The organism is Aquimarina sp. AU58 (assembly GCF_900312745.1).
In the GTDB taxonomy this organism is placed as follows: Bacteria; Bacteroidota; Bacteroidia; order Flavobacteriales; family Flavobacteriaceae; genus Aquimarina; species Aquimarina spinulae.
Genome location: NZ_OMPD01000014.1, coordinates 2,128,124 through 2,152,524 on the forward strand (window position 1 = coordinate 2,128,124; position 24,401 = coordinate 2,152,524).

Below are 24,401 nucleotides of genomic sequence, written 5' to 3' on the forward strand. Positions count from 1 at the left end.
TTAGTCAATCTAGTAACATTTTTGTTACACTTTTTTCGATATTTTTATAGTAATAAGAGCAAAGTAATTGTTTACAATCTTATTTTTTTAATTAATTTTCATCACATAAATATAAAATACCAACTGTATGAAATTTGGCAAAGTAGAACATCCTGATAACATAGATTTTAGCTTACCAGATGATCATAAGGATACAGCAAGAGTACTAAATACTACAGCTAAAGAAAGTTTATCTACTTATGTTGGCTGTGCCAAATGGAATAGGCAAGATTTAAAAGGATTTTACCCCAGAGGAACTAAGGATGAACTGGAATATTATTCGAGACAGTTTAATAGTATTGAATTGAATGCTACATTTTATAGGATTTTTCCTGAAGATCAGTTTAAAAAATGGTATGATAAAACTCCGGAAGGATTTAAATTTTTTCCAAAACTTGTACAGAATATTTCCCATCTAAAAAGATTAAATGAAGATGTAGCGCCTTATGTAGATGAATATTTATCTAATGCAATTCACTTAAAAGAAAAATTAGGAACCATATTTTTACAGATGCATGGTAATTTTGCTCCTAAAAATTTTGACAGAGTTATTCGATTTATAGAAAAATGGCCTAAAGAAATACGTTTGGCCGTAGAATTTAGACATACAGATTGGTTTAATGATGTAACGGTGGCCGATGAGTTATATAGCCTTCTTGAAAGCAATAATATATCGAATATCATTACAGATACAGCGGGTAGAAGAGATTTATTACATATGCGTCTAACCAACGATGAAGCTTTTGTGAGATATGTTGGAGCAAATCACAAAACAGATTATACAAGGTTAGACGACTGGGTAAAGCGGCTTTCTACCTGGAAAGATGAAGGGATTAACCATATACATTTTTTTGTACATCAAAATTTAGAGGTAGAGTCCCCCTTACTTTCTAAGTATTTCATTAAAGAATTAAATGATCATTTAGGAACACAATTAGGTTTACCAAACCATTTATCAGACGACCTCAAATTGTTTTAACATAGGGATGTGGAGCTATTTGATACGCTTTACATACGATTTAACGGTATTACCTTCTTTTATAAATGTTAAAAGTTTAGTTTTTGTTGCTTTTTAGCGAATATATGTGTAGTTTGCCGATGAATTTAAAAATAGTGTTGTAGGAAATTACTTAATGCTATTACTTTAAATTTAAGTACGATTACCTCATGGTCCCTTAAATATCAACTGTATGAATAAACTTTTACGCTATCCTCTTATATTTGTTTTTTTGTTAATTGCTAATCTAGCTAATTCTCAATCTAGTACTACCATCAATCATTCTAATCACGAACAGGAAAATATATTTTCTTTTCATACGGATCACCCTATTTTAATCCAAAATCATGTATTTGCTAAAAAGAAGGTTTTTTCTTATGATTTTAATATCGTAGAAACCGAAAATCATCATCTAGATCATGATCATGCTGATGAAGTAGTCTTGTTAGATATTCTATTTTCTGATGAAGGATCTGATTTTAACTGCTCTGGTGGTTTTTGCATGAATAAATCTCATTTTCATAAAAAGGGATTAAGCATGAAAAAACAACTCTTTGGTTATTTTATGAGTATTGCTTGTTAATAGGATTTAACAATTAAGCTGGTTATTTTTTGATTAAGTTGAATTATGAATAGATATTCAATTACTTTTGCAACTTAAATCAGATATGTATGACGTTTTTAGAGTTAGGAGTACCCAAAGATCTTAATAAAGGTCTTAAAGAGATGGGAATTACGATTCCTACAAAGATTCAAGAACAGGCAATTCCTGTTTTAATGAGTCAGCAAACCGATTTTGTTGGGAAAGCTCAAACTGGAACCGGAAAAACTGCAGCTTTTGGAATTCCATTATTATCCCAGATTAACCCTTCTAAAAAACATGTTCAGGCTTTAGTTTTGGCTCCTACTCGCGAATTGGGTCAACAGATAGCAAAACAATTTTTTAAGTTCACTAAGTATACAGATAAGATTTTTACAGAATCGGTATATGGTGGCGAAAAAATTGAAAGACAGCTTTCGAGATTAAAAAGACCTACACATATTATTGTAGCAACACCAGGCAGACTTATAGATTTGATGAATAGGAAAGCGGTCGATATTTCTGAAATAAAGACGTTGGTTATGGATGAGGCCGATGAAATGTTAAGTATGGGTTTTAAGAAGGATCTAACTACAATTTTATCCAAAACCAAAGGAAATAGAAATGTTTGGCTTTTTTCTGCTACGATGCCGTCTTCTCTAAACGAAATTATAAATTCTTATGTTAGTAAAAGTGCAGTACAAATAAGTATTGATAAAGATGATGCAGTTAATAAAGGGATACAACATCAATTTGTAGTAGGTGATGAGGTTCATAAATTAGATACGCTTGCGTATTTTCTGAAAACGCAAAAAGGGGGTAGGGGAATTATTTTCACAAAAACTAAAGCTGCCGCCCGTGTACTTCATAAACAACTAAAAGCTAAAAATTATGAAGTAGGCCTTCTCGAAGGAGAAATGACACAAAAAGATAGAGATAAAGTAATGAGAGCGTTTAGGAAAAAAACGTTACAATTACTGGTGTCTACAGATGTTGCAGCAAGAGGTATTGATGTTGCTAACCTCGCTTTTGTTGTACATTATCAATTACCGGATCAGATAGAATATTATACACACAGAAGTGGTAGAACAGCCAGAGCAGGAAAAACAGGTTTATCCTTAGCGCTAATAACCAAATCAGAGGTACAGGTCATAAGAGAATTAGAAAAACAACTTGGGATACGATTTAACCAGGTTAGATAATCAAAAATTATAGTTTTTGATTCTTATTAATTCATTCTGTAATTATGTTGTTTGCGATGTGCCTATTTTTGATATTACCGATAAAAGTTGATCAAAATTTACAGGTTTAGAGAAATAATCATCAAACCCAATATTAATAAAACGTTGCTCATCACCAGGCATAGCATAAGCAGTTACTGCAAAAACAGGAATGTTTTTGAGGATATCCAGTTTACGAAATCTTTGAAGTAATTCACAGCCATCCATTTGATTAAGGCCTAGATTAATATCAACCAGAATAAGATCCAGTACTTCTTCCTTCACAACTTTAAGGGCTTGTGAACCATTTTCTGCAATGATAACATTAGAATCATTTCTGGATAACATTTTATCCATTACCATTGCGTTTATTTTATTATCTTCTACGTAGAGAACATTCATAGGCATTTTGGAATTATAATATTAAATTCGGTACCCTTACCTATTTTACTTTTAACTTTTATTTTCCCTTCCAGGATTTCAATATATCGCTTAGATAAGCTTAGTCCGATACCGGTTCCTTCATATTTACGACTCATACCAATACTTTCTTGCATAAAAGGATCAAAAATTTTCTTAAGATTTTCGTTATCTATTCCAATACCAGTATCAGTTATTGAAATATAAACATTATTTTTTGAATTTTTTGAATTAACTTTAATAATTATACTTCCTTTATTAGTGTATTTAATAGCATTATGGATAATATTATTTATCGCAGCCCTAAATAAATCTTTATCAATGTTAACCTGTGGACTGGTTTTATCGAGTTCTAATTGATACGTTAATTCCTTTGCTTCGGCCATATGTTTATATTCTCTGTACGAAGTTTCTATGGTGTAGTTAATGTCTAATTTTTGTACGTTTATATTCTTTTTTATAGCTTCGATTTCGCTAAAATTAGATAAGTTATTGATAGTGTCGAGCAGTCTATTTTTACTTTCTTCCAAATACTCCAGAAGTTTTTCTCTTTCATCAGGTTTTTCCTCGTCTAATAAGAGTTTACTTACTGTCATTATACCATTTAGCGGAGTTCTTATTTCATGGCTAAAATTGGATAATATATTTGATTTAAGACTATTTAACTCCTGTTCTTTAATATGTGATTCTTTAATTGCTATTTCTGCTAGTTTTCGTTCTGTAATATCCAGAAAACTAACAAGAACAGAGTTTACTTTCTTTTCTTGATCAAAAACAGGAGTGTATTTGGCTTCTAGCCATTGTAAATCACCCTTATGGGTAATGCGCTCTATTTCTTTTTTTACAATATTTCCTTTTAGAGCTTCATTAAATTCATGAGCAAAAGAATTCTTAAAATTAAGAGGCATAACATCTATAAAACGACAAGAAACCTGATTTGGATTTACATTAAAGTCTCTTTTTATAATTTTTACCGATTTTTCATCAGTCATTAAGATTACCCCTTTTGTATCTAACAGAATTGTATATGCAAATCCGTTATTAACAATTGCCTGTAATCGATTTTTACTTTCTACGATAGTCCTTTCATTAATCTTTTTTTGATGAACATCGATCAAATTACCAATCATTCGGGTTATTTCTCCCTTTGTGTTTTTTCTTTTGAAACCGTACACCTCATAATGACGATATCCTTCATTAATATGCTTAAGTCGATAATAATTATAATAGTAATTACCCTCTTGATTAAAGTTATCATGTCTCCTTGTAAGCATTTTTGCTACATCATCTGGATGTATCATTTTTCTAAACTCTTCTTCTGCTACAAAATCCTGATCCAGAGGTAATCCCAACATTTTTTTAAAATCCGAACTATAAAAAACTTCATTCCTTTTTACATGATAATCAAACAATCCAGATTGTATTCCTTTTAAAGCCAAATGTTTGGTTTCTTCACTGTATTTCAACTTTTCAATGTAATTGTACCGATCAGTAACGTCTGTGATAGTTCCGTTTACATATACAACTTCATCTTTATAAATAACAGGCTGCCCTACAACTCTAATCCATTTTTCATTTCCTTTTTCGGTAATAATTTTTTCTGTATATTCATAAGTTTCCTTGTCTTTGATAAGGTTGTCGAGGAAACTTTTTACTCTCGCTCTGGCATCTTTGGTATAAAAACTAATTTCTTTTTCTCTTGTTATAGGAGTACAGGAACTTAACTCGTTTATTAAGTAACATCCATCTGACCAATACATTTCATTATTCTTGGGATTAAAATACCAGGCACCTGTTTTGGCTAGTTTTGAAATGGTTAATAATGCTCTATGTTCTTTGTATTCTTCTGTAGTGTCTATTCCTGTTGCATAAATTAAATTATCATGTAGTTTGAAATCAAATTTTATAGAGACTACTCCTTGATTTTCTGTAGGAAAACTTAATGATACATTGATAAGTGGATTACTATCAGATAAACCAGATGTAGAATTTAAAAATACAGATACATCTTTATCGATTATAAAATCGGTAATGAATTTTCCTTCAATTTTATTTTTGTCAAGAGGAAATAATAGTTCGCACCTATTATTGAAAGAAATTATTTCTCCATCTTTTTTTAGAATAAAAAGAAATAGTAATGTTTTCTCTGATGAAATTCCAAATTTTTGTAAAGTTAAAGACATACGTACTGGTTAATTCTACTTAAAGTTACAAAATGATTTGTAATTCTCTGTTTGGAATTGACTTCAAAAAAATAATTTTCCCTGCATCATAGTTGAAATACCTCAAACTTTGCTCGTAGTGTTTCTCAATATAATACAGGAATAATTACAGATATTTCTGATAATGTGAATATTAATGTTTTTATAACTCATAAGGGAGATACCGATATTTTGAAGTATATAAAACAAAAATATTCGAACCTTGATCTTGAAAAATAAAGAAAAGCCCTCTAAAATTAGCTTTAGAAGGCTTAACATAAATAGTAAATAGTACCTAACCGTAAAACAACCCGTTTATTTTGAGGAAGATTTAAGTACTATTACTATACCTTTCCAGATGTATATATAATGAAGCCGTACATCTGGAAAGTGTAACATAAAAAGGGCTTTTAATAAAAGTATGAGATGTACTATACCTAGGTATTCTCTTATTGTTCTATGATTCATTTATAAATTAAGTACTATAAGTAACGAGATTACTGATATGATAAACCATGTCGATATTCCTAGAACTGCGGGTTTCCATCCAACCACTTTTATTTTAGAAATTGATAAATTCATTCCTACCAGAAAGAGAACTACTACAAATACTGATTTTGAAATCGTGTATACCAAATTTGTAATTGTACTAGAGATAGGCGAATAACTATTTATGATAATTGCCAAAACAAAAATTATTATAAACCAGGGTATTTTTTTTGAATAGAATTCACCCTTAAATAGCAGAGAAGAAAAAATAGCTACGGGGACAATCCACAACGTCTTAACCAACTTAATGATTGTAGCTATTTTTAAGGCTTCTTCTCCGTAGATTTGCGCAGCACCAACTACTGAACTGGTATCATGAATGGCAATAGCGCTCCATAAACCAAATTGATATTCGGATAAATTAAATATGTGCCCTAGAGTTGGGAAAACTAATAGCGCTATTGCATTAAGAATAAAAACTATACTTAAAGCAATAGAAATATCTTCTTTTGGGGCATTTATTGTAGATGCTATTGCTGCAATAGCACTCCCACCGCAGATAGCTGTTCCCGATGAAATTAGATGAGCTGTTTTTTGTTCGACTTTAAGGGTTTTTCCTAATACAATACCAATACATAAAGCAAAAATCACAAAGAACATGATATACATAAAACCATTTTGGCCAATAACCAGAGTTTCTTGAATATTGAGGTTAAAACCAATTCCTATAATAGCAAGTTGTAGTAAAAAACTAATGGCTTTGTTATTAAATATAAGAAATCGATTCCCGAATACATTGGTAAATATAAAACCTAATAATAATGCTATAGAACTATTTATAACTGAAGATAAACATGCTATTATAATTAGAGAAAATATAATTATTCTGGTCAGCCGAATCGCCTTTTCTTTCTTCAAAATATTCATCTACGTCTTGTTAATACTGGATCGTAGATGCAAATTTGAATGTTTTTACAGAATAAATTTCATTACAATTTGTAATCCCTTATTCCATTAGGTTATAATGAGCAGCAAAGAAGCGTTTTGTTTTTTCTACAGTATTCGAATATTCTCCATGTAAATTTACCATATGAAAAACACGCTTGATAGTAAAAGAAGTAATATCAATGATTTTTAATTTATTATTCATTAACTCATCTGTAATACAATGAATAGATAGAAAAGAGTAGGAGCCCGAGTGCATTAAATATGTTTTGATACTTTCTGTACTTCCTAAGGTCATTTCAATTGCTAATTGGCTAATATCTACATTTACATTTTGCAGAGCATCTTTTATAATGTTTCTGGTACCAGAACCTTTTTCTCGCAATATTAACGGTAGTTCTTTTAATTCTCTTAGCGTAATTTCTTGCTTTTTTAATGCGGTGTTATCTGTACTGGTGACCAAAACAATTTCGTCTAAAACAAATGTTTCGTAATGTAAAAGTGGATTAGAAGTATTTCCTTCTGTAAAACCAATATCTACCTGTTTATTAATAATTGATGATTCTATATGTTCAGAATTGTTATTGAGAAGAGTAATGTTGGTAGTACTGTATTTTGCTTTAAATTTTGATAATATTTTGGGCAAAATGTATTGAGAAATTGTAGTACTTGCTCCAATAGTGATCTTATCGGGGAATTTACTATTTAAAGCCAAGAAATCATCTTCTAGTTGATTATATAGATTAAGTATTTTATTAGTGTATTGCAGTAATAATTTTCCTTCGGGAGTTAAACTTATTTTATTGCCGTGCCTGTTAAATAATGCTTTACCAAAATGCTTTTCTAATTCGTTAATATGTTTTGTTATTGCTGGTTGTGTGATAAAAAGCATTTTGGAAGCTTTGGTAAAACTAAGAAAATCAGCAACTTTTTTGAAAACTTTTAATCTGTAGATCATTAGACTATACTTAAGCGGTTTTTCTTTCAGTAAAAAGATGTATTGAAAAAATGAAATTTGATTTCAATGTATTAAAACCTCTTTATTGATAGTGTTTATTATAACGTTTTACCTTGTTTATTCCCTACCAGGTATGCTAATCTGACTTTAAAATAGTAAAAAAATAACTTCATAATTTTATTATAATACATTCCTGACAATGGATGAGAATTGTTTCTTAAAAAAGAAGCATTTAAAAAACATTTAAAATTACTACAAATTTACTTCCTAGAATGCACTTTTAAGTTAAAGTCAAATGTATAGATCTCATAGGTGAAAAGGCTATTGCAATTTGTTATGGGGTATTATCTTATGTTATAACTTATTATAAACTGGTTGAGATATTAGTAATTGGGCGGTTTTAAAAATAATGAATATCAACTTGTAGTATATTCTTATCAAAAGATGGATCGTTAATATCATTCATCTCTAAAACCGGAATATTTGCTTAAACTTAGATACTCATTTGTATCTATATAAAACACAATGGTTAATAGATTAGTTATAATATTTATCGGATTATTTATAGTATATATATCTTGCTCATCGAGTCATATTACTCAAGAATCAGGTGTCGAAAATTCTGATCAACAAGATGATAGCCGTGATATATCAGACAAAGAATATGACCTCTTATTTGTGGGTAATAGCTTGACGTATAGTAATGATTTGCCCAGATTAGTAACACAAGAAGCAAAAAGAAAGGGGATAATGATTACGACTACCATGTTGGCTAAGCCCAATTATGCTATTGTAGATCATTGGGCAGATAAAGAGGTTCAACGTCTGATTAAAACAAAGAAATATGATGTTGTGATTATACAGCAAGGTCCTTCGTCTCAGGCCGATGGGAGAGAGATGCTTCTTAATTCAGGAAAAGAATATAGTAACTTATGTATTGCAAATGGTGCAAAACTGGCTTATTTTATGGTATGGCCATCAAGAATATACTACCATACTTTTGATGGTGTTATTAAAAACTATACAGACGCAGCAATCAAAAATAAAGCAATACTATGCCCTGTAGGAAAAATCTGGAAACAACATTTTGATAAGACCAGCGATTTTTCATATTACAGTCCAGATCAATTTCACCCTTCTTTATCGGGTAGTAAGGTGGCAGCCAAAGTGATTGTAGAGTCACTGTTTGTAAAATAGTTATTTGTATTGTAAAACGTTAAGAGTGCTTACCCTGTTCAAAGATTCTCGGTATTTTTATATAATTGATCACTCCAGAATTTTCATTATTTCTAATGTCAAATGAATAATTACCTTGATACAAGGTGTCTATTCGTTCTAAAACATTACTGATGCCATTACCGAAAACAATTTTTTCTTGTTGTAATTGTACTCCATTATTAGTTATTTCGAAAACAATATCATCATAGAGCATGAAAATTTTTATACCAATTGTAATGGTATCATGAGTATACGAAAAACCATGTTTTATAGAATTTTCTACAATAGGTTGTAAGATAAGCGGTGGTACTTTTTCGAATAACATAAAATCGGCAATATCAATCTTAAAATTTAATTTTTCTCCAAATCGTAGTTTTTCAATACCTAAATATTTGTTTAAAATTGATAACTCTTCTTCTAAAGTAATATGTTTTACATCTTTGATACTTAGTGTTTTTCTTAACATTTCGCTTAAATCGGCTAACGCATCTTGCGATTTTTCAATATCAATATCCATTAAGGAAGAGATGTCATTTAATGCATTAAATAGAAAATGTGGTTGTAACTGTGATTGTAAGACTTTAATTTTTGAATCCAGTAATTGTGTTTTTAAATTGGATTCTCTTATTTCCTGATCTTTTTGTTTTTTAAAATAATAATAAGCATATAGAATAGTGATTAGCGTGAAATAGACAAAAAAGTTAAAGTTCGAACTATAAGCTAACCTTAATAAAATTAGTTTAATATCAATAACATCGGTATATCCAAGAACATATTTCTCATATCCTAGTAGCAAAACAGAGCTATAGAGTGATAATAAAACTGAAATTAAAGTATGAATAATAATACTAATGGGTAGAGAAAATTTACGCATAATATATACTCTCGTAAATATGATCGATAGTATGATAAATATGAACTTGGTACCATAATTAAATAAATAATTCATGATAAGCCCAATCCAGGTAAATGATTTAAATGAAACTCCGCTTATTTTTTGAAAAAGAGCATTGACAAGACCAAAAAGACATGCTAAAATATAAAAGAGAACTATAAATCTAAAAAGTTTTTTATCTAGCATTTTAAGAATTCTTAATGTCAATTTTCTTTAAAAAAGATGTTTTGTACGTTTTTGTTAAAGAGAACGATTTTTCATCATTCATGGTAATACTATAATCTCCCATACCTTCTCCAATAACCTCTTTAATTTCTTTTAATCTAACGATAGTTGACCTGTTTATACGAATAAATTCTTTTGGATCTAATTTTTTAATAAAATCACTCATAGAAATACGATATACATGCTTTTGACCCGAATATGTGAAAATTTCGGCATAATACGCAGATGAAATGATATATTTTACGTCGCTGGTCTCTACAAAATAATACTTCTTTCCTAATTTTAAAACAATTCGCTCTAAATAGGTGTTATGCTCCTCTAATATGCTTGTTTCTTCATTTTTTAGAAATTGAATCAAGCTACTCATTTTTGAAGAGAAGATTTCTTTTTCATTTATTTTAATACGATTGATACCTCTGTGTAAAGCTTCAAAAAACCGATCTTTTTTAAAAGGTTTTAATAAAAAATCAATTGCCTGCACCTCAAATGCTTTTACCGCAAAACTATCAAAAGCAGTTACAAAAATAATAGTGGGAGTACATTCTGGATGCACTTTTTTTAGTACATCAAAACCAGTCATATCTGTCATTTGTATATCTAAGAAAACAAGATCAGGCTCTAACTCACGAATATATTGTATGGCTTCCTTACCAGATGATGCTTCAAAAATAGAATCGGTTACTTTGGCTTCAATAATTAATTTTAAAATCCTCTTTCTGGCCAAAGTTTCATCATCAACAATAAGTATTTTCATAATAATGGATCTAGGTAAGTATGTAGTTTTATTAAGCCGTTTATAATTTAAACTTTTAATTCATAGTATCAAATCATTTTTTAAACACTTTGAAGTATAGAACTGACTGTAAGTAAACGAAACATTTAGCAAATTGTCAAAAAAATGATATTTGTGAGCTATTTCATGATATTTTCATTCAATTTTTTACATAATAATTTATCATATTTGATGTGTAGACTATCATATAAAAACATAGCGATCATGAAATTTAAAATACTCATAATTCTTCTTTTGGTAACTTTAACTGGCTATACACAAAGCTTAAATGAACTCTATAAAAAAAGTATCGAAGCGTATAAGAATAAAAATTTTGAAGCTTTCGAAAAACTTAATTTAGAAGCTTTAGAGTTACATCCTTCACAGCCTACCATATTGTTTAATTTGGCAGCTTCATATGTCCTTAATAGTAAGAATAAACAGGCTTTTGAACTTTTGAGTAGTTTACTAAGTTGGAATGCCGAATTAAAATTGGAGGACGAAGATTTTAAATCTCTATTAGAAGAGAAGAAATTTGCAAACGACTTAAAGAAAAAAGCGTCCTTTTTTTCAACTCAAAAAGAATCAAGCTCCACTTTTTTTAAAATATCCAACAAATACCATGTTGAAGATGTAGTGGTGATAGAGGGTATGGCTTACTTAACAGATGTAAGAAATGGATTTGTTATTAAATATAATCTAAAAACTAAAAAGTCTGAAGAACTTCTATCTGTTGCAGGTGCTGCTTTCGCAATTATAAAAGGAGTAGATAAAAACTCTATTTGGGTCTCTTCCTCTATGTTTCCGAATTATAGTAAATATGACAAAGAGCAAAATAACAAATCATTTGTGTATAAGATAAATACCCAAAGCGGAAACATAATGGCTAAAATAGAAATACCAGAAGAAGCTGTTATTGGGAGCATGGTTTTAGCTAAAAACAATAAAATATATGCTACTAATTCTGTATCCCCCAAAATATTTGTAATAGATGCCAATAAAGGAGTACTCGAAAATTCTTTTGAAGTAAACGAAGCATTTAACCTACAAGGGATTACTCTTGATGATACACACCAGCATCTATTTATAGCCGATTATATAAAAGGGATTATGAAATTGAATTTAGCTGATTTTTCAGATAGAATGTGGTATGAGTCTAAAGCGTATTTATTAAAAGGCATAGACGGTTTAAATTATATTGATGATAATACATTAATTGCTATCCAAAATAATTCTAACCCTAAAAAAGTAATACAACTTACCACAGATGCTAATAAAGTAACTAAAGTCGAAATTTTGGATAATGCATTGCCGTATAAAGGAGAACCTACTAACGGTAAATTTTATAAAGAAATGGGGTATCTTTATATTTCGAACAGTCAATGGCCTTTTTATGATAAAAAGAACACTCCATTAGTAGAGCAATGGGAGCCACAAAGAATTAGAATTTTAAATCCTTTCTAAAATGATTGAAGAAGAAATTATTAGATATAAAGAAGAACAGTTATCAGAAATCAAGAATGTTTTTTTTCTAAATGTCCCTGAGTATTTTGCAGAAGAAGAGTGGGACGATTTTACAGAGTATTTAAAATTGCATAGTACTACATATTTTCTTGCAAAGAATGAAAATACAGTAATTGGTTGCGGGGGTTATCATAAAAGTAATGATATTACCGCAAGGCTTTCATGGGATTTTATTCACCCGGATTTCAAAGGTAAAGGGGTAGGAAGAAAAATTATCTCACACTGTTTAGAAGAGATAGACAAAGACGCAGATATACATAATATCGAAGTTTGGACTTCGCAGCTTGCATATCAATTTTATGCAAAATTTGGACTAAAAACGTACCATATCGAAGAACATTATTGGGGAAAGGGCCTACATCTCTATAGGATGAAAACGTGACCGTTCGTAAAACTCCTTCCTTTAAGTATACGTATAACCCTTCAAAAGATAACCGATCCATAATTAACTAGGATATAAAAAATATCTTAATAAACTATCTCTGGAGCAATTTAGAGAATTTGTACAGGTTCTTATTTTGTAAATTGAAATAAAGAGTTTGATATTAAATTTCTGATCTGATTAATTTTGGAAGGTATTTTAAAGCTTGTTTATCACGACTTTTAAAATAAGTATATGCATGTTCGGGTAACCAATGTTTGTCGACAAAATCTATAAATATGGGTAGCAAATGATTCCTGTATTGTTTCACTTCTATTTCTTTACCACTTGGTAATCGATGAAGATATGTTTTAAATTCACGATTATATTGTGGAAACTTTTTTTCAAGATATTTTTCAAAATGAAGAGAAACACTAATGTCGGGCCTTATTTCTTTACCATCTAAAGCTTTGTTGGGTAACATATAACCTTCCTGTTCAAACCGCCCATATAACCTAATAAAAAGTTCACTTAATATCGAAAAATAGCCAGAAGATATACGATCCCAATTGTCATTAAACCGAATTACAAAATTGGGTATTTCTAGCCGCTTTGTAGTGTAATATCCTCTAGTTCGTATTAGTGGTAAAACCTGGTTAGTAACCCATTTTCTAAATTTTTTAGCACTGTTTGTTGTGCTTTTAAAAATTAAAGAATACAAACCACTTTCAGAAATCAGGGTCGCATTTTTTTGAGTTCCGTTATAGAATATTTCGGTAGCAAAACGTTCTTCTATATCCAGTGTACTCCATACTTCATCTGGATTTCCTAACTCCAACACTTTCACTACTTCATCAACAATAAACCAAATTTGATTATTGATTTCTACAGACGTTAGCTGCTGAAAATAATTAGTTTCTTTTTTTACGATTTCTGATTTCATTACCGTGGTTTTTCAGAGAAATAAAAATAATAGCATATATCGTATCTCACAATGATAATTATCAGATTTTGAAATCTTTAAATACTATCATGATACCAGACTTGTGAGTGAGTTTTAAAAAGTACTCTAATGACATTGGTCATATTAAAAGAGAAGTGTAGTCTTTATATTTGAGATGGATCATATAAAAGTTTATTATGGACATATCTATATTTTTAGCAAAATTTTGGGGTTGGTATTTGATTGTGTTTTTCTTCATATTGAGCTTTAATCCCAATAGGATTAAACAGATTTTTGAGGACTTGAAAGACCAAAAATTCGTAATTATAACTTCATTTATTGCAATTATTGTGGGATTACTCAATATCCTTTTTCATAATATATGGGAACCAAACTGGAAATTTATCATTACTGCCATAGGTTGGATTTCATTAGGTATGGGGTTGTTGCTGTTTGTCTTTCCGAAAGGAACCGCCAAATGGTTAGAATTTATCAATATAAAATTGGTGCAAGTGCTATACGTACTACTGTTTTTAATGGGGATTCTTTTGTTGAATGCAGGATACGAACTGGTTCCGTATTAATCTTTTTAAAAAACGTAAGTACTGATAATGAAAAGAAGAAAAAGGATGATGACGAATATTCTGGTAATACTAGGATTAACATTGATTGTTTGGATAGTGCTTACTGTCATTGTGGGTAAAAAAGGGCCTGAAAAAATTGCTATCGTAGGGGCATCTAATAGTGATCAGAAGGCACTTATCGTTTACGACCCTGATCCGATTTATAATCTTGATGAAAAGGTAAGCAAATCATTTGCAGAAGGCCTGTTAGAGAAGGGGTGGGGATCAAAAGTGGTTACAGTAGCTGCTGCCAAAAATTTTGAGAAAGAGTTTTTTGATTTATATGTATTCTGTGCGAATACTTATAATTGGGCTCCTGATAAAGCAATTCGTGATCATATAAAAAATATTGATTATTTACAGGGAAAGCATGTAGTTGCGATCACTTTAGGTAGTGGTTCTACAAAAAGATCTCAACGTTTGCTCGAAGAGTCCATCAAACAAAAAGAAGCCATACTTATTGATTCAAGAACATTTTGGTTGATGAAACCCAATACCGAATCAAAAACAAAAAGATCAAATAGCAAAATTGCTGTAGAAATGGCAAATAATTTTGGAAAAGAAATAGCTGAAAGAATTAAAAATTAGCCTAAAATAGTCATGGTTTTTACTATTAGATTTATAATTAGATAGATATTATTTTTCTGTTTTTACAGTTTCCAAAATTTAAGTTGCTTTTTCAAATAATTCTTATACAAAATAGTACTGTAATGAAAACTCTAATCGTTTACTTTTCCTTTTCTGGAAACAATGAATTATTGGCTAAAGATGTAGCCAAAGACCTAGAAGCCGATCTGTTGCAAATCACCGAACCCAAAAAACGAGGGATGTTCGGGATTATGTTGAATATGTTATTTAATCGTTTTCCTAAGATCAATGAACTGGATATTTTATGGAATGAATACCACCATATCGTTTTGATAGCTCCCATCTGGAACTATATCATAGCGCATCCGATGAAAACCTTCATCAAAAAAAATAAAGAGGATCTTAAAAACTATTCATTTATAACGCTGTGTTCTGGGCGTGATACACAAAAAGAAAAGATTGCAGCTCAATTAGAAAAATTGGCGAGCTATGAACCTAAAGTAATAATAGAATTCGAGACACGAACATTCATTACCCCAGAACAAGAGAGTAAGGGCGCTTATAAAGTAACTAAAGAAGATCTTACAAGATTAAAAAAAGCAGATGCGTATCATAATTTTTTAGAAACATATGTAGCCAAAAAAGAAATCGTATAGACGATGTGCAGAAGAGGCAGATCATAATTATATGGTATTGTTTACAAAGGTATGAATACAGAAAGAACAGCAATAATTCTATACAATGGGATACGATATTGATTTATATAAAATTAGCATAGATGGTTATAAGAAGATCTTACAAACCACATACCTTATTCCCAGCTGGAAGGTACTGAAAGAGAATATAGATTACCTTAATACTATTAAAAAACATGGTATTTGTAACTTGAAAGAACTGCAGCAAAGACTGAAGAAAAAAGATCATCTTCTTGAGTTTTCGAGACAAAGTGGTTTATCAGAACAGTATCTTAATGTCCTTCGAAGAATGATCAATGGGTATCTTCGAAAACCCAATAGAATTAAAGATTTTCCTGAAACCTCGGGAGATGTTGTATTAAAATTAGAAAAAATTGGAATTAAACACACACGCCATTTATTTGATAAAATCGTTACTCTAGATGGCAGGGCTTTATTTTCTAAACAAATAAATATTAGTGATGAAGAAATGTTGAGACTAACCAAATTAACTGATTTGTCCAGAATTCGATGGGTGAATCATACTTTCGCTTATGTCTTGTATGAAGCAGGTTTTGATACCGTAGAAAAAGTGGCAAATGCCAATCCCAACCAATTATATAAAAAAATAACAGCATTAAATGCAGAAAGAAAGTTTTATCCAGCTCATATTGGTTTAAATGATATGAAAATGCTTGTAGAATGTGCAGAAATGTTACCTCCTGATATTGAATATTAAAAAGTGAAAAGAGCAACTACAACATATATTTTAATGTTTTTGATACTGTTTCAGATGATTAGTGCTATCCCGGCAGGATGGTTAATGATTATTGATCCATCAGGAAACAAACTCGGACTACCAATTGAAATACTTCGGTACTCACCCTTTTCTAATTTTTTAATTCCGGGCCTGTTCCTATTCTTAGTTTTAGGAATATTTCCGTTGATTGTCCTTTATGGGTTGGTGAGAAAAAATAAATCGAGAGTTTTAGAAAAAGTAAATCTTTATAAAAATTATCATTGGTCCTGGACCTTTTCATATTATGTAGGAGTATTGATTATATTGTGGATCAATATGCAATTATTATTTATAAAAGAATTCCATATATATCACTTCATCTATTCTATATTAGGTATTATTATCGTATTTGTAGTGCATTTACCAAGTACTAAAAAGAACTATTATAAAAATATTGATAGATAATCAAATACTACCTCTACTTCCGGTAGAGTTTGTCCTGTCGAGTTGTAATCTTTATTGGGGCATAAGAATTAAGAATACTTATTATACATATAATATTTAACCTTGATCCAATTCTTGACAGTTTTCTTTAAAGAGTATAGAAAATTAAAAAGTCCATAAACATATGTTTATGGACTTTTATTGGAATTCAATAAATTCCTTGCGGAGAATGAGGGATTCGAACCCCCGGAGGTGTGACCCTCAACAGTTTTCAAGACTGCCGCATTCGACCACTCTGCCAATTCTCCAGTGTTTAGTCTCATCAGGTATTCCCTGAATGCGGGTGCAAATATAAAACCTTTTTTAATTCTAAAAAGAAAAATTTAAAATAATTTAAGAGATATTTTCTTTAAAGATGGTATTCGCTTAATCATATGAGATGAATTAAGTATATTGTGCTTTATTAATTAAATTGTTACATGAAAAATACTATAATACTAGTTGGCTCATTTATAGTCTGTTGTTGCGGGACTTCACAAAATTCTACATCTACTAATCCAAAAATAGATTCACATACTAGTGTGAATACAGAATTAACTGCAGTTACTTATGCCGAAAGCATTACGGCCAAAGAATTAAAAGAATACTTATACGTTTTTGCAGGTGATGATTTCGAAGGACGTGATACAGGAGAACCTGGTCAGAAAAAAGCCGCAGAATATTTAAAAAAGCAATACCAAAGAATGGGTATCCCTTCTCCTTTAGGAGGGGATGATTACTATCAGGAAATCCCAGAAAGTTATTTTAGAGGAGGCATTAAATCTTCAGAGAATGTATTGGCATTTATTGAAGGTACCGAAAAACCCGATGAGATTGTCGTGATTTCTGCGCATTATGATCATGTAGGAACCGATAAAGATGGTAATATTCATAATGGTGCCGATGATGATGGTTCTGGAACAGTAAGTATCTTAGAAATAGCAGATGCCTTTATGAAAGCAAAGAAAGATGGGAAGGGACCAAAGAGATCTATTTTGTTTTTACATGTTACAGGTGAGGAAAAAGGACTGTATGGATCAAAATTTTATACAGAGAACCCGGTTTTTCCTTTAGAAAATACAGTAACGGATCTCAATATCGATATGATAGGAAGAATTGATGAAAAACATGAAGGAGAAGATAAAAGCAACTATGTGTATTTGATCGGTAGTGATCGGTTAAGTACAGAATTACACAATATCAGCGAAAAAGTAAATACAGAACATACCAAATTGGACTTAGACTATACGTATAATGCAGCAAATGATCCAAATCGATTTTATTTTAGAAGTGATCATTACAATTTTGCAAAACATAATATTCCTATCATATTTTATTTTAATGGAGTACATGAGGATTATCATAAACCAACCGATACGCCAGATAAAATAGAATATGAACTCATGACTAAAAGAGCAAAGTTAGTATTTTATACTGCCTGGGAGGTAGCAAATAGAGCAGAGAGAATTATTGTTGATGGTGCTAAAGAAGGTGAATAATGAGATGCTAAAATAAAAACACAAACTGTAATAAAAAAAAGCCCTTGAAAAAGGGCTTTTTTATTTTTAGGGGTGGAAGACGGGATTCGAACCCGCGACCCTTGGTACCACAAACCAATGCTCTAACCAACTGAGCTACAACCACCATTTAATTTCGGGTGCAAAAATAAAGTATTTCTACCTATCTACAAACATTTTTTTGAATTAAATTAAATCAAAAATAGAATCGACTGCTACATAGCGTTCTACGGTATAGCCTTCGGCATGATGTACACCTATTATTCGTCCTAAATCGGCAGCACGATACTTTACACTTTCAATAAAATTTTTACTTGAGATAGGAGTAACAGGCTCTTTACTACCGGCATCGTAAAATTGAGAAGTATATGCCATAACGCTTTCTATCTTTATATCTATATAACTACTAATATCTACTACAAAGTCGGGTTCAATATTGGCCCATTGTATATAGTGATATACTTGTTTGGGCCTCCATGGATCTTGATTTACACCATCTAGAGTAGTTTCAATTTTTTTCAATCCAGACAGAAAACAAGCGTCACTAGCTAGTTTACTTCCTTTTCCATGATCTATATGGCGATCTGTAATTGCATTGCAAAGTACAATCTCGGGTTTATATTTTCTTATTTTTTTTATAACCTCTAATTGATGATCTTGATCATTTGTAAAAAAACCATCTTTAAATCCCAAATTTTCACGGGTAGCAACCCCTAAGATTTTAGAAGCATTTTTTGCTTCCTGATCTCTAATTTCGGGAGTACCTCTTGTTCCCAGTTCTCCCCGGGTAAGATCCAGTATTCCAACTTTTTTACCTCTACTAACTTCTTTGGCTATGGTTCCTGAGCAACTTAGTTCTACATCATCAGGATGAGCTCCTATGGCTAGAATATCTAACTTCATATTTTAATGTTCTAATTCTGGGACTTTTACTTTTTCTATGGCTTGTTGTATATCTAGCATTAAATCTTCTTTTTCTTCAATTCCTACACTTAATCGTAATAACCCATCTTTAATTCCTTGCAAATTTCGTTCTTCCTCGGTGAGTAACGCATGTGAGGTAAGGGTAGGGGATAGCATAGTACTTTCAACCCCGGCAAGACTCATAGAGCTTTTAATTAGCTTTAATTCTTTTTGAAACTTACTGGCATCTATGCCTTCTTTTAATTCAAAAGATAACATACCACCATAACCTGTCATTTGTTTTTTAGCAATTTCATGGTCGGGGTGTGATTTCAACCCAGGATAATAGACCATAGCAATATCTTCATGCTTTTTAAGCCATTTAGCAAGCTTTAACGCATTCTTATTTTGGCGTTGTACTCTAATGCCCAGTGTTTTTATACTTCTCTCTAACATCCATACTGTAAAGTCACTTAAACTACCACCAAAATTTTTTGCAACCTGAAAGATCTGATCGATATTTTTCTCGGTAGAGATAACAGCCCCTGCCAGAATATCACTATGACCTCCCAGGTATTTGGTAGCAGAGTGAATAACGATATCTATACCAAATAGAATTGGGTTTTGATTTACAGGAGATGCAAAAGTGTTATCTATAATGGTAACGATGTTATTTTCTTTTGCTAAATCAGCAATAGATTTAATGTCAATAAGTGTTAATAGAGGATTAGAAGGTGTTTCTATATAGATTACTTTAGTATTGGGTTGTATTTTTTGTTTAAAACCTTCTGGGGTTTGAGAATCTACATAAGAAAATTCTATGCCATGTTTTTTAAACTCTTCATTAATAAGATTAGCAGTTCCTCCATAGAGTGTACGTTGTAAAACGATATGATCTCCTTTCTGTAAAAATGCAAATAGAGTAGTACTTATCGCTGCCATACCGCTACCAAAAATCAAAGAAGATTCTCCTTTTTCGAGCTTAGCTATTTTTTTACATAACGCTTCTTGATTGGGAGTGTTAAAATATCTGGGGTAACGTTTTACATCTACACCTTCAAAAGCATAAGAGGTAGACATGTATATTGGTGATATAGCTCCTTTAAATTGTTCATCCTTGATTTCGCCATGATGAGTGCAAATGGTATTAAACCCTATATTTTTTGTATCCATAATGAGTTCAGTAAAACTTATAGTTATCGCATCTAAATTAAGATTTTCAGAAGAAATCAGATAAGATTTAACAGATTAAATGATCGAATACAACAGATTTTGTTTCACCCTTTTTTGACAGGGCTATATCATTTTTACTTTTGAGATGTTTCTCATTATTGTTTGGAAGAATTGTTGAGTGTCATAAGGTTTTATGATTACATCATTCATACCTACTGACAAGGCTTGATTTCTTATTTCTCCTTCTTCAACAGCTGTTAGTGCTATAATCGGGATATTGGTATTAAAAGTTCGTACTACTTTGGTAGCCTCAAGACCATTCATTTCTGGCATGTTTATATCCATTAGTACCAAATCAAACTTTTCATTTTTTAACATTTCGATCGCATCCATACCATTGTTTGCAATATTACAAGTGTATCCTTTCTTTTTAAGGATATTTTGAGTGACAATTTGATTTATTTTGTTGTCATCTACAATAAGAACATAGAAATTGCTTGTTCCGATACTTAAGTTTTCTCCTGTTTTTAATGAAATCTCTTGTTCTTTTACAGCTTTTTCATAATATAGATCAAAATAGAATTCAGACCCCTGATTTTCTTTACTTTTTATATGAATTTCACTATTATGAAGATGAATTAGTTTTTTAACAATTGCTAATCCTAACCCTGTACCTTCATATTCTTGATTTTCGTTCTTTACCTGAGCAAAGTTGTCAAAAATTGTTTGTTGTTTATTTTTTGGTATTCCTATTCCATCATCTCTAACAATAAAGCGTAAAATATAATTATCTTCCTTATTGTCGATACATTTTACATTAACCCAAATGTTTCCATCTTTGGTGAATTTAAGAGCGTTACCGATTAGATTTATTAAAATTTGTGATAATCTTACCGAGTCACCAAGTAAAGTGGTATTTATTTTTTTGTCTATATCAATATGAACCGTATTGTTGTTACTTTTTTGTTTGGTATGAAGAGAATTAACAATTCCTTCTATGAGTGTTCTAATATCAAAAGATACCTTTTCGAGTTTAACTTCATTGGTTTCTATTTTACTTAATTGTAAAACATCATTAATTAAAGCCAAAAGGTAATCACCAGAAAATTTTAAGGATTCTAGATATTCGTTGGTCTTCTTTTTATCAGGATTTTCCATTAATAGAGACGTAAGTCCAATTACGCCATATAACGGTGTTCTAAGTTCGTGACTCACAGTAGAGATAAACTGGGACTTTAAAGTAGATACTTGCTCTGCAGTTTCTTTGGCGCTTATTAATTCCTTGTTTTTGTCAAGTAAGTCATTGTTAAGTCTTTTCTTTTGTATATTATTCTTGTAAGAACTAATTAAGAAAGCTAATGATATTAGAATTAGTATGATCCCCAGAATAATACTGATCCTCCATTTTACAACTTCTGATTCACTTTCTTTTTTCTCAGATTCTGCTTTTTTTGCTCTTTTTTCAAAAATATCAACCTCATACTTAATATTGGCACGTCTAAGCTCTTTCAATTTCTTATGGTTGTTTGCCTGTAATATATTTTGAAATTGCTTTTTCTGATAGTTGTATGCCTTTCGGTAATCATCTTGTTTAACATATAAACCAGATTTAGTTTCGTAAGCAGAAGCCAACTCTTCATAATATCTAGAGATTAACTCATCGTTATTTTCTTTGTTTTTAGTTTCACCAATGGCATATGATATTGCTTTATCTGTGTATTCTTCTGATTTTTTAAACTTTCGTACACTAAGGAAATATTTTCCTAAAAGACTATTCAATTTGGTTTTATCCAGATTTGAAGACTTTTGATGAATCAATTTTCTGGCTGGTGCCAGATATTCATAAGAACTGTCAAAATCATTTCTGGAAATATAATATTCTCCAAGATTTAATAATGGACGTATCATCCTTATGGTATCTTTTAACCTAACAGCAAACTCATAAGATTTTTTGTAATACCCTACTCCTTGTTTACGTGTAAGGTTGTGCTTAGTGTATACTCGTGCAAGATTATTATATAGATCTGTTTCTAATACTTCACTCTTTGAGCTTCGGGCATAGGTTAATGCTCTTCTATAATATCTTCTAGCTTCGTTATCATCCTCACTAGTTTCATAATTTTTGGCAATAATATTATTTATATACCCAAGACTTTTGTCATCATTATTGTATTGCGCATAATGAAGTGCAGCTTGGGCTATTTCCAAAGATTGTTCATACTTGTATTCTTCCTGTAATTTTTCAGCCTTTTCGATATAACTTTGAATACTATCAGAAGTTATAGAAGATTGAGATTGTACAGAAAGAGTAAAGCTTACTAAAAATATTATAGTTATATGTTGAATAAAATTTTTCAACGTTCAATAAATTCTTGGTTTATTTACGTTGACGAAAATACAAAAATAGATTTAACGTAGTGTAATTCACCGTAAAAAAAGTGCTATTTATCCGTAATTTTTGTAGGTGAACGGATGTTTGTGTAGGAATTTAACTCGTTTTGTGAAAAATTCTTCTATGATTAGAAAAAACTATTTAAATATAAATAATTAAAATTATACTGTAATTATTGTTCTATAAGTAGGTGTATATTTGCATTGTCAAAAATTAATCAATTATAAATTTTAAAAAATAAAAAAATGGCATTTGTAGGTAAAAAATTCCCAAATCTAGACGTTGATACAATGAACGATATGGGAGATACTTTTAAGCTTAATGTTTTGGAAGAAGCAAAAAATAAAAATAAAAAAGTATTGCTTTTTTGGTACCCTAAGGATTTTACATTTGTTTGTCCAACAGAATTGCATGCTTTTCAAGAGGCTTTAAATGAATTTGAAAAAAGAAATACAATCGTAATTGGTGCTTCTTGTGATACTCCAGAAGTTCATTTTGCATGGTTAAATACATCTAAAGATAACGGAGGTATAGAAGGAGTAACCTATCCTATTCTTGCAGATTCTAATCGTAATCTTGCGAGTACACTGGGTATCCTTGATATTACAAATGAAACCTACAATGAAGAAACTGGGGTTGTAACTGTAGAGGGAGACAATGTAACGTATAGAGCTACTTATTTAATCGATGAAGAAGGTACAGTTTTTCATGAAGGAATAAACCACATGCCTGTTGGTCGAAATGTAGCTGAGTTTTTAAGATTGATCGATGCATATACACATGTACAAAAAAATGGAGAAGTGTGTCCTGCAAACTGGGAAGAAGGAAAAGATGCAATGAATGCAGATAGAAAAGGAGTAGCTTCTTACCTGGCAACTCATTAATTGACAATCCTAATTAAAAATTTCTCTGGGCAATAATCCTCAGAGAAATTTTTTCTAAACTTTAATTCAAATACTATGGTACAAGAACTAGCAGCAGATAATCTTTCACAATTAATACAAGATAATGATACTGTGATTGTACAATATTCTGCCACCTGGTGTGGTAACTGTCGGATTATGAAACCAAAATTTAAAAAACTGGCTTCAGAAAATAATGATACAACTTTTGTTGTTGTTGATGCCGAAAAATATCCTGAATCCAGAAAACTAGCTACGGTAGATAATCTTCCGACATTTGCTACTTTCAAAGGCGGAGCTTTTGTAAACCAGGTTCAAACTAATAAATTTGATATTCTAAAAAATTTGGTAGATGAAGTTACCAGTAATTAAACACCTTACAAGCTTTATCGAAGAAAACGATGAAGATTTTATCGTAGAGACTATCGAAACTCTAGAAGCTTTAACCGAAGTACCTTCATTAAAAGATGAAGAGTTGGATGTTATCGGAGAGCTAATCTCTAATATGTATGGCGCTCTAGAGGTTGATAAAATGATCAAAGAAGGTACTCCAAAAAAAGAAGCTCTAAATAGCTTTATGAAAAGAGTCCTTGGGTCTATAGATACCTGAAAAATAAAAA

The 24,401-nt window shown here is 30.8% G+C and carries 25 protein-coding genes and 2 tRNA genes; 15 read left to right on the top strand and 12 right to left on the bottom strand.

All coding sequences use genetic code 11. The features are described from left to right. The first annotated feature begins 127 nt into the window (after positions 1-127). The 3 genes from DK441_RS20685 to DK441_RS20695 all read left to right on the top strand — a co-directional run bounded on the left by DK441_RS20685 (position 128) and on the right by DK441_RS20695 (position 2,818). Positions 128-1,018, top strand: a complete 891-nt coding sequence (locus DK441_RS20685) for a DUF72 domain-containing protein (RefSeq protein WP_109852366.1) — start codon at positions 128-130, stop codon at positions 1,016-1,018. 211 nt (positions 1,019-1,229) lie between these two features. Next, on the top strand, positions 1,230-1,619 hold the full coding sequence (locus DK441_RS20690) for a hypothetical protein (RefSeq protein WP_109852367.1): 390 nt from the start codon (positions 1,230-1,232) through the stop codon (positions 1,617-1,619). Between the two features lie 89 nt (positions 1,620-1,708). Beyond that, complete coding sequence (locus DK441_RS20695) at positions 1,709-2,818, top strand: DEAD/DEAH box helicase (RefSeq protein ID WP_109852368.1); 1,110 nt, start codon at positions 1,709-1,711, stop codon at positions 2,816-2,818. A gap of 42 nt (positions 2,819-2,860) precedes the next feature. Here the strand turns inward: DK441_RS20695 and DK441_RS20700 are convergent, their stop codons facing one another. The 4 genes from DK441_RS20700 to DK441_RS20715 form a co-directional block, all read right to left on the bottom strand. Beyond that, complete coding sequence (locus DK441_RS20700) at positions 2,861-3,238, bottom strand: response regulator (protein WP_200822877.1); 378 nt, start codon at positions 3,236-3,238, stop codon at positions 2,861-2,863. After that, a complete protein-coding gene (locus DK441_RS20705; RefSeq protein WP_109852370.1) occupies positions 3,235-5,439 on the bottom strand; it encodes an ATP-binding protein in 2,205 nt (734 codons plus the stop codon). Before DK441_RS20705 ends, DK441_RS20700 begins: the two co-directional genes overlap by 4 nt. A gap of 486 nt (positions 5,440-5,925) precedes the next feature. Next, the gene (locus DK441_RS20710; RefSeq protein ID WP_109852371.1) at positions 5,926-6,873 is read right to left on the bottom strand and encodes a YeiH family protein; all 948 of its coding nucleotides are present in this window, start codon (positions 6,871-6,873) and stop codon (positions 5,926-5,928) included. A gap of 79 nt (positions 6,874-6,952) precedes the next feature. Next, complete coding sequence (locus DK441_RS20715) at positions 6,953-7,849, bottom strand: LysR family transcriptional regulator (protein ID WP_109852372.1); 897 nt, start codon at positions 7,847-7,849, stop codon at positions 6,953-6,955. A 525-nt stretch (positions 7,850-8,374) separates the two neighbouring features. Here DK441_RS20715 and DK441_RS20720 point away from each other — a divergent pair. Next, positions 8,375-9,046, top strand: a complete 672-nt coding sequence (locus tag DK441_RS20720) for an SGNH/GDSL hydrolase family protein (RefSeq protein WP_109852373.1) — start codon at positions 8,375-8,377, stop codon at positions 9,044-9,046. A 19-nt stretch (positions 9,047-9,065) separates the two neighbouring features. Here DK441_RS20720 and DK441_RS20725 read toward each other — a convergent pair whose 3' ends face one another. Next, complete coding sequence (locus tag DK441_RS20725) at positions 9,066-10,148, bottom strand: sensor histidine kinase (protein ID WP_109852374.1); 1,083 nt, start codon at positions 10,146-10,148, stop codon at positions 9,066-9,068. Position 10,149: 1 nt separating this feature from the next. Beyond that, positions 10,150-10,941 carry a LytTR family DNA-binding domain-containing protein gene (locus tag DK441_RS20730; protein ID WP_109852375.1) on the bottom strand — a complete coding sequence of 264 codons (792 nt, stop codon included), beginning with the start codon at positions 10,939-10,941 and terminating at the stop codon, positions 10,150-10,152. A 243-nt stretch (positions 10,942-11,184) separates the two neighbouring features. On the opposite strand from DK441_RS20730, the gene DK441_RS20735 reads away from it, so the two are divergent. After that, complete coding sequence (locus DK441_RS20735) at positions 11,185-12,423, top strand: hypothetical protein (protein WP_109852376.1); 1,239 nt, start codon at positions 11,185-11,187, stop codon at positions 12,421-12,423. 1 nt (position 12,424) lies between these two features. Continuing rightward, positions 12,425-12,865 (top strand): GNAT family N-acetyltransferase, encoded by a 441-nt coding sequence (locus DK441_RS20740; protein ID WP_109852377.1) that lies wholly within the window; start codon positions 12,425-12,427, stop codon positions 12,863-12,865. 163 nt (positions 12,866-13,028) lie between these two features. Here the strand turns inward: DK441_RS20740 and DK441_RS20745 are convergent, their stop codons facing one another. Beyond that, positions 13,029-13,787, bottom strand: a complete 759-nt coding sequence (locus DK441_RS20745) for a BRO family protein (RefSeq protein ID WP_109852378.1) — start codon at positions 13,785-13,787, stop codon at positions 13,029-13,031. 197 nt (positions 13,788-13,984) lie between these two features. Between DK441_RS20745 and DK441_RS20750 the strand changes: the two genes are divergently transcribed. The 5 genes from DK441_RS20750 (at position 13,985) to DK441_RS20770 (ending at position 16,876) form a co-directional block, all read left to right on the top strand. Next, positions 13,985-14,371 carry a hypothetical protein gene (locus DK441_RS20750; protein WP_109852379.1) on the top strand — a complete coding sequence of 129 codons (387 nt, stop codon included), beginning with the start codon at positions 13,985-13,987 and terminating at the stop codon, positions 14,369-14,371. A gap of 27 nt (positions 14,372-14,398) precedes the next feature. After that, positions 14,399-14,998, top strand: coding sequence for a hypothetical protein (locus DK441_RS20755; RefSeq protein ID WP_109852380.1), 600 nt, complete (start codon positions 14,399-14,401; stop codon positions 14,996-14,998). A gap of 122 nt (positions 14,999-15,120) precedes the next feature. Further along, positions 15,121-15,654 (top strand): hypothetical protein, encoded by a 534-nt coding sequence (locus tag DK441_RS20760; RefSeq protein WP_109852381.1) that lies wholly within the window; start codon positions 15,121-15,123, stop codon positions 15,652-15,654. An 85-nt stretch (positions 15,655-15,739) separates the two neighbouring features. Further along, positions 15,740-16,411, top strand: a complete 672-nt coding sequence (locus DK441_RS20765) for a DUF4332 domain-containing protein (protein ID WP_109852382.1) — start codon at positions 15,740-15,742, stop codon at positions 16,409-16,411. A gap of 3 nt (positions 16,412-16,414) precedes the next feature. Further along, positions 16,415-16,876: a hypothetical protein gene (locus tag DK441_RS20770; protein ID WP_160112204.1), complete on the top strand. Its 462-nt coding sequence runs from the start codon at positions 16,415-16,417 to the stop codon at positions 16,874-16,876. A 202-nt stretch (positions 16,877-17,078) separates the two neighbouring features. On the opposite strand, the gene DK441_RS20775 is transcribed toward DK441_RS20770, so the two are convergent. Then, positions 17,079-17,163, bottom strand: a tRNA-Ser gene (locus tag DK441_RS20775). 171 nt (positions 17,164-17,334) lie between these two features. On the opposite strand from DK441_RS20775, the gene DK441_RS20780 reads away from it, so the two are divergent. After that, positions 17,335-18,393 (top strand): M28 family metallopeptidase, encoded by a 1,059-nt coding sequence (locus DK441_RS20780; protein ID WP_109852384.1) that lies wholly within the window; start codon positions 17,335-17,337, stop codon positions 18,391-18,393. Positions 18,394-18,463: 70 nt separating this feature from the next. Here the strand turns inward: DK441_RS20780 and DK441_RS20785 are convergent. The 4 genes from DK441_RS20785 to DK441_RS20800 form a co-directional block, all read right to left on the bottom strand. Further along, positions 18,464-18,539, bottom strand: a tRNA-His gene (locus tag DK441_RS20785). A 58-nt stretch (positions 18,540-18,597) separates the two neighbouring features. Next, on the bottom strand, positions 18,598-19,314 hold the full coding sequence (bshB1, locus tag DK441_RS20790; protein WP_109852385.1) for a bacillithiol biosynthesis deacetylase BshB1: 717 nt from the start codon (positions 19,312-19,314) through the stop codon (positions 18,598-18,600). Positions 19,315-19,317: 3 nt separating this feature from the next. Continuing rightward, positions 19,318-20,487: a PLP-dependent aspartate aminotransferase family protein gene (locus tag DK441_RS20795; protein ID WP_109852386.1), complete on the bottom strand. Its 1,170-nt coding sequence runs from the start codon at positions 20,485-20,487 to the stop codon at positions 19,318-19,320. Between the two features lie 123 nt (positions 20,488-20,610). Further along, the gene (locus DK441_RS20800; RefSeq protein WP_109852387.1) at positions 20,611-22,845 is read right to left on the bottom strand and encodes a response regulator; all 2,235 of its coding nucleotides are present in this window, start codon (positions 22,843-22,845) and stop codon (positions 20,611-20,613) included. A 279-nt stretch (positions 22,846-23,124) separates the two neighbouring features. On the opposite strand from DK441_RS20800, the gene DK441_RS20805 reads away from it, so the two are divergent. The 3 genes from DK441_RS20805 (at position 23,125) to DK441_RS20815 (ending at position 24,391) form a co-directional block, all read left to right on the top strand. Beyond that, complete coding sequence (locus DK441_RS20805) at positions 23,125-23,763, top strand: peroxiredoxin (RefSeq protein WP_074410181.1); 639 nt, start codon at positions 23,125-23,127, stop codon at positions 23,761-23,763. Between the two features lie 75 nt (positions 23,764-23,838). Further along, positions 23,839-24,153, top strand: coding sequence for a co-chaperone YbbN (locus tag DK441_RS20810; protein WP_109852388.1), 315 nt, complete (start codon positions 23,839-23,841; stop codon positions 24,151-24,153). Next, a complete protein-coding gene (locus tag DK441_RS20815; protein WP_025664919.1) occupies positions 24,134-24,391 on the top strand; it encodes a hypothetical protein in 258 nt (85 codons plus the stop codon). The genes DK441_RS20810 and DK441_RS20815 overlap by 20 nt, the downstream gene beginning before the upstream one ends. Positions 24,392-24,401: the final 10 nt, after the last annotated feature.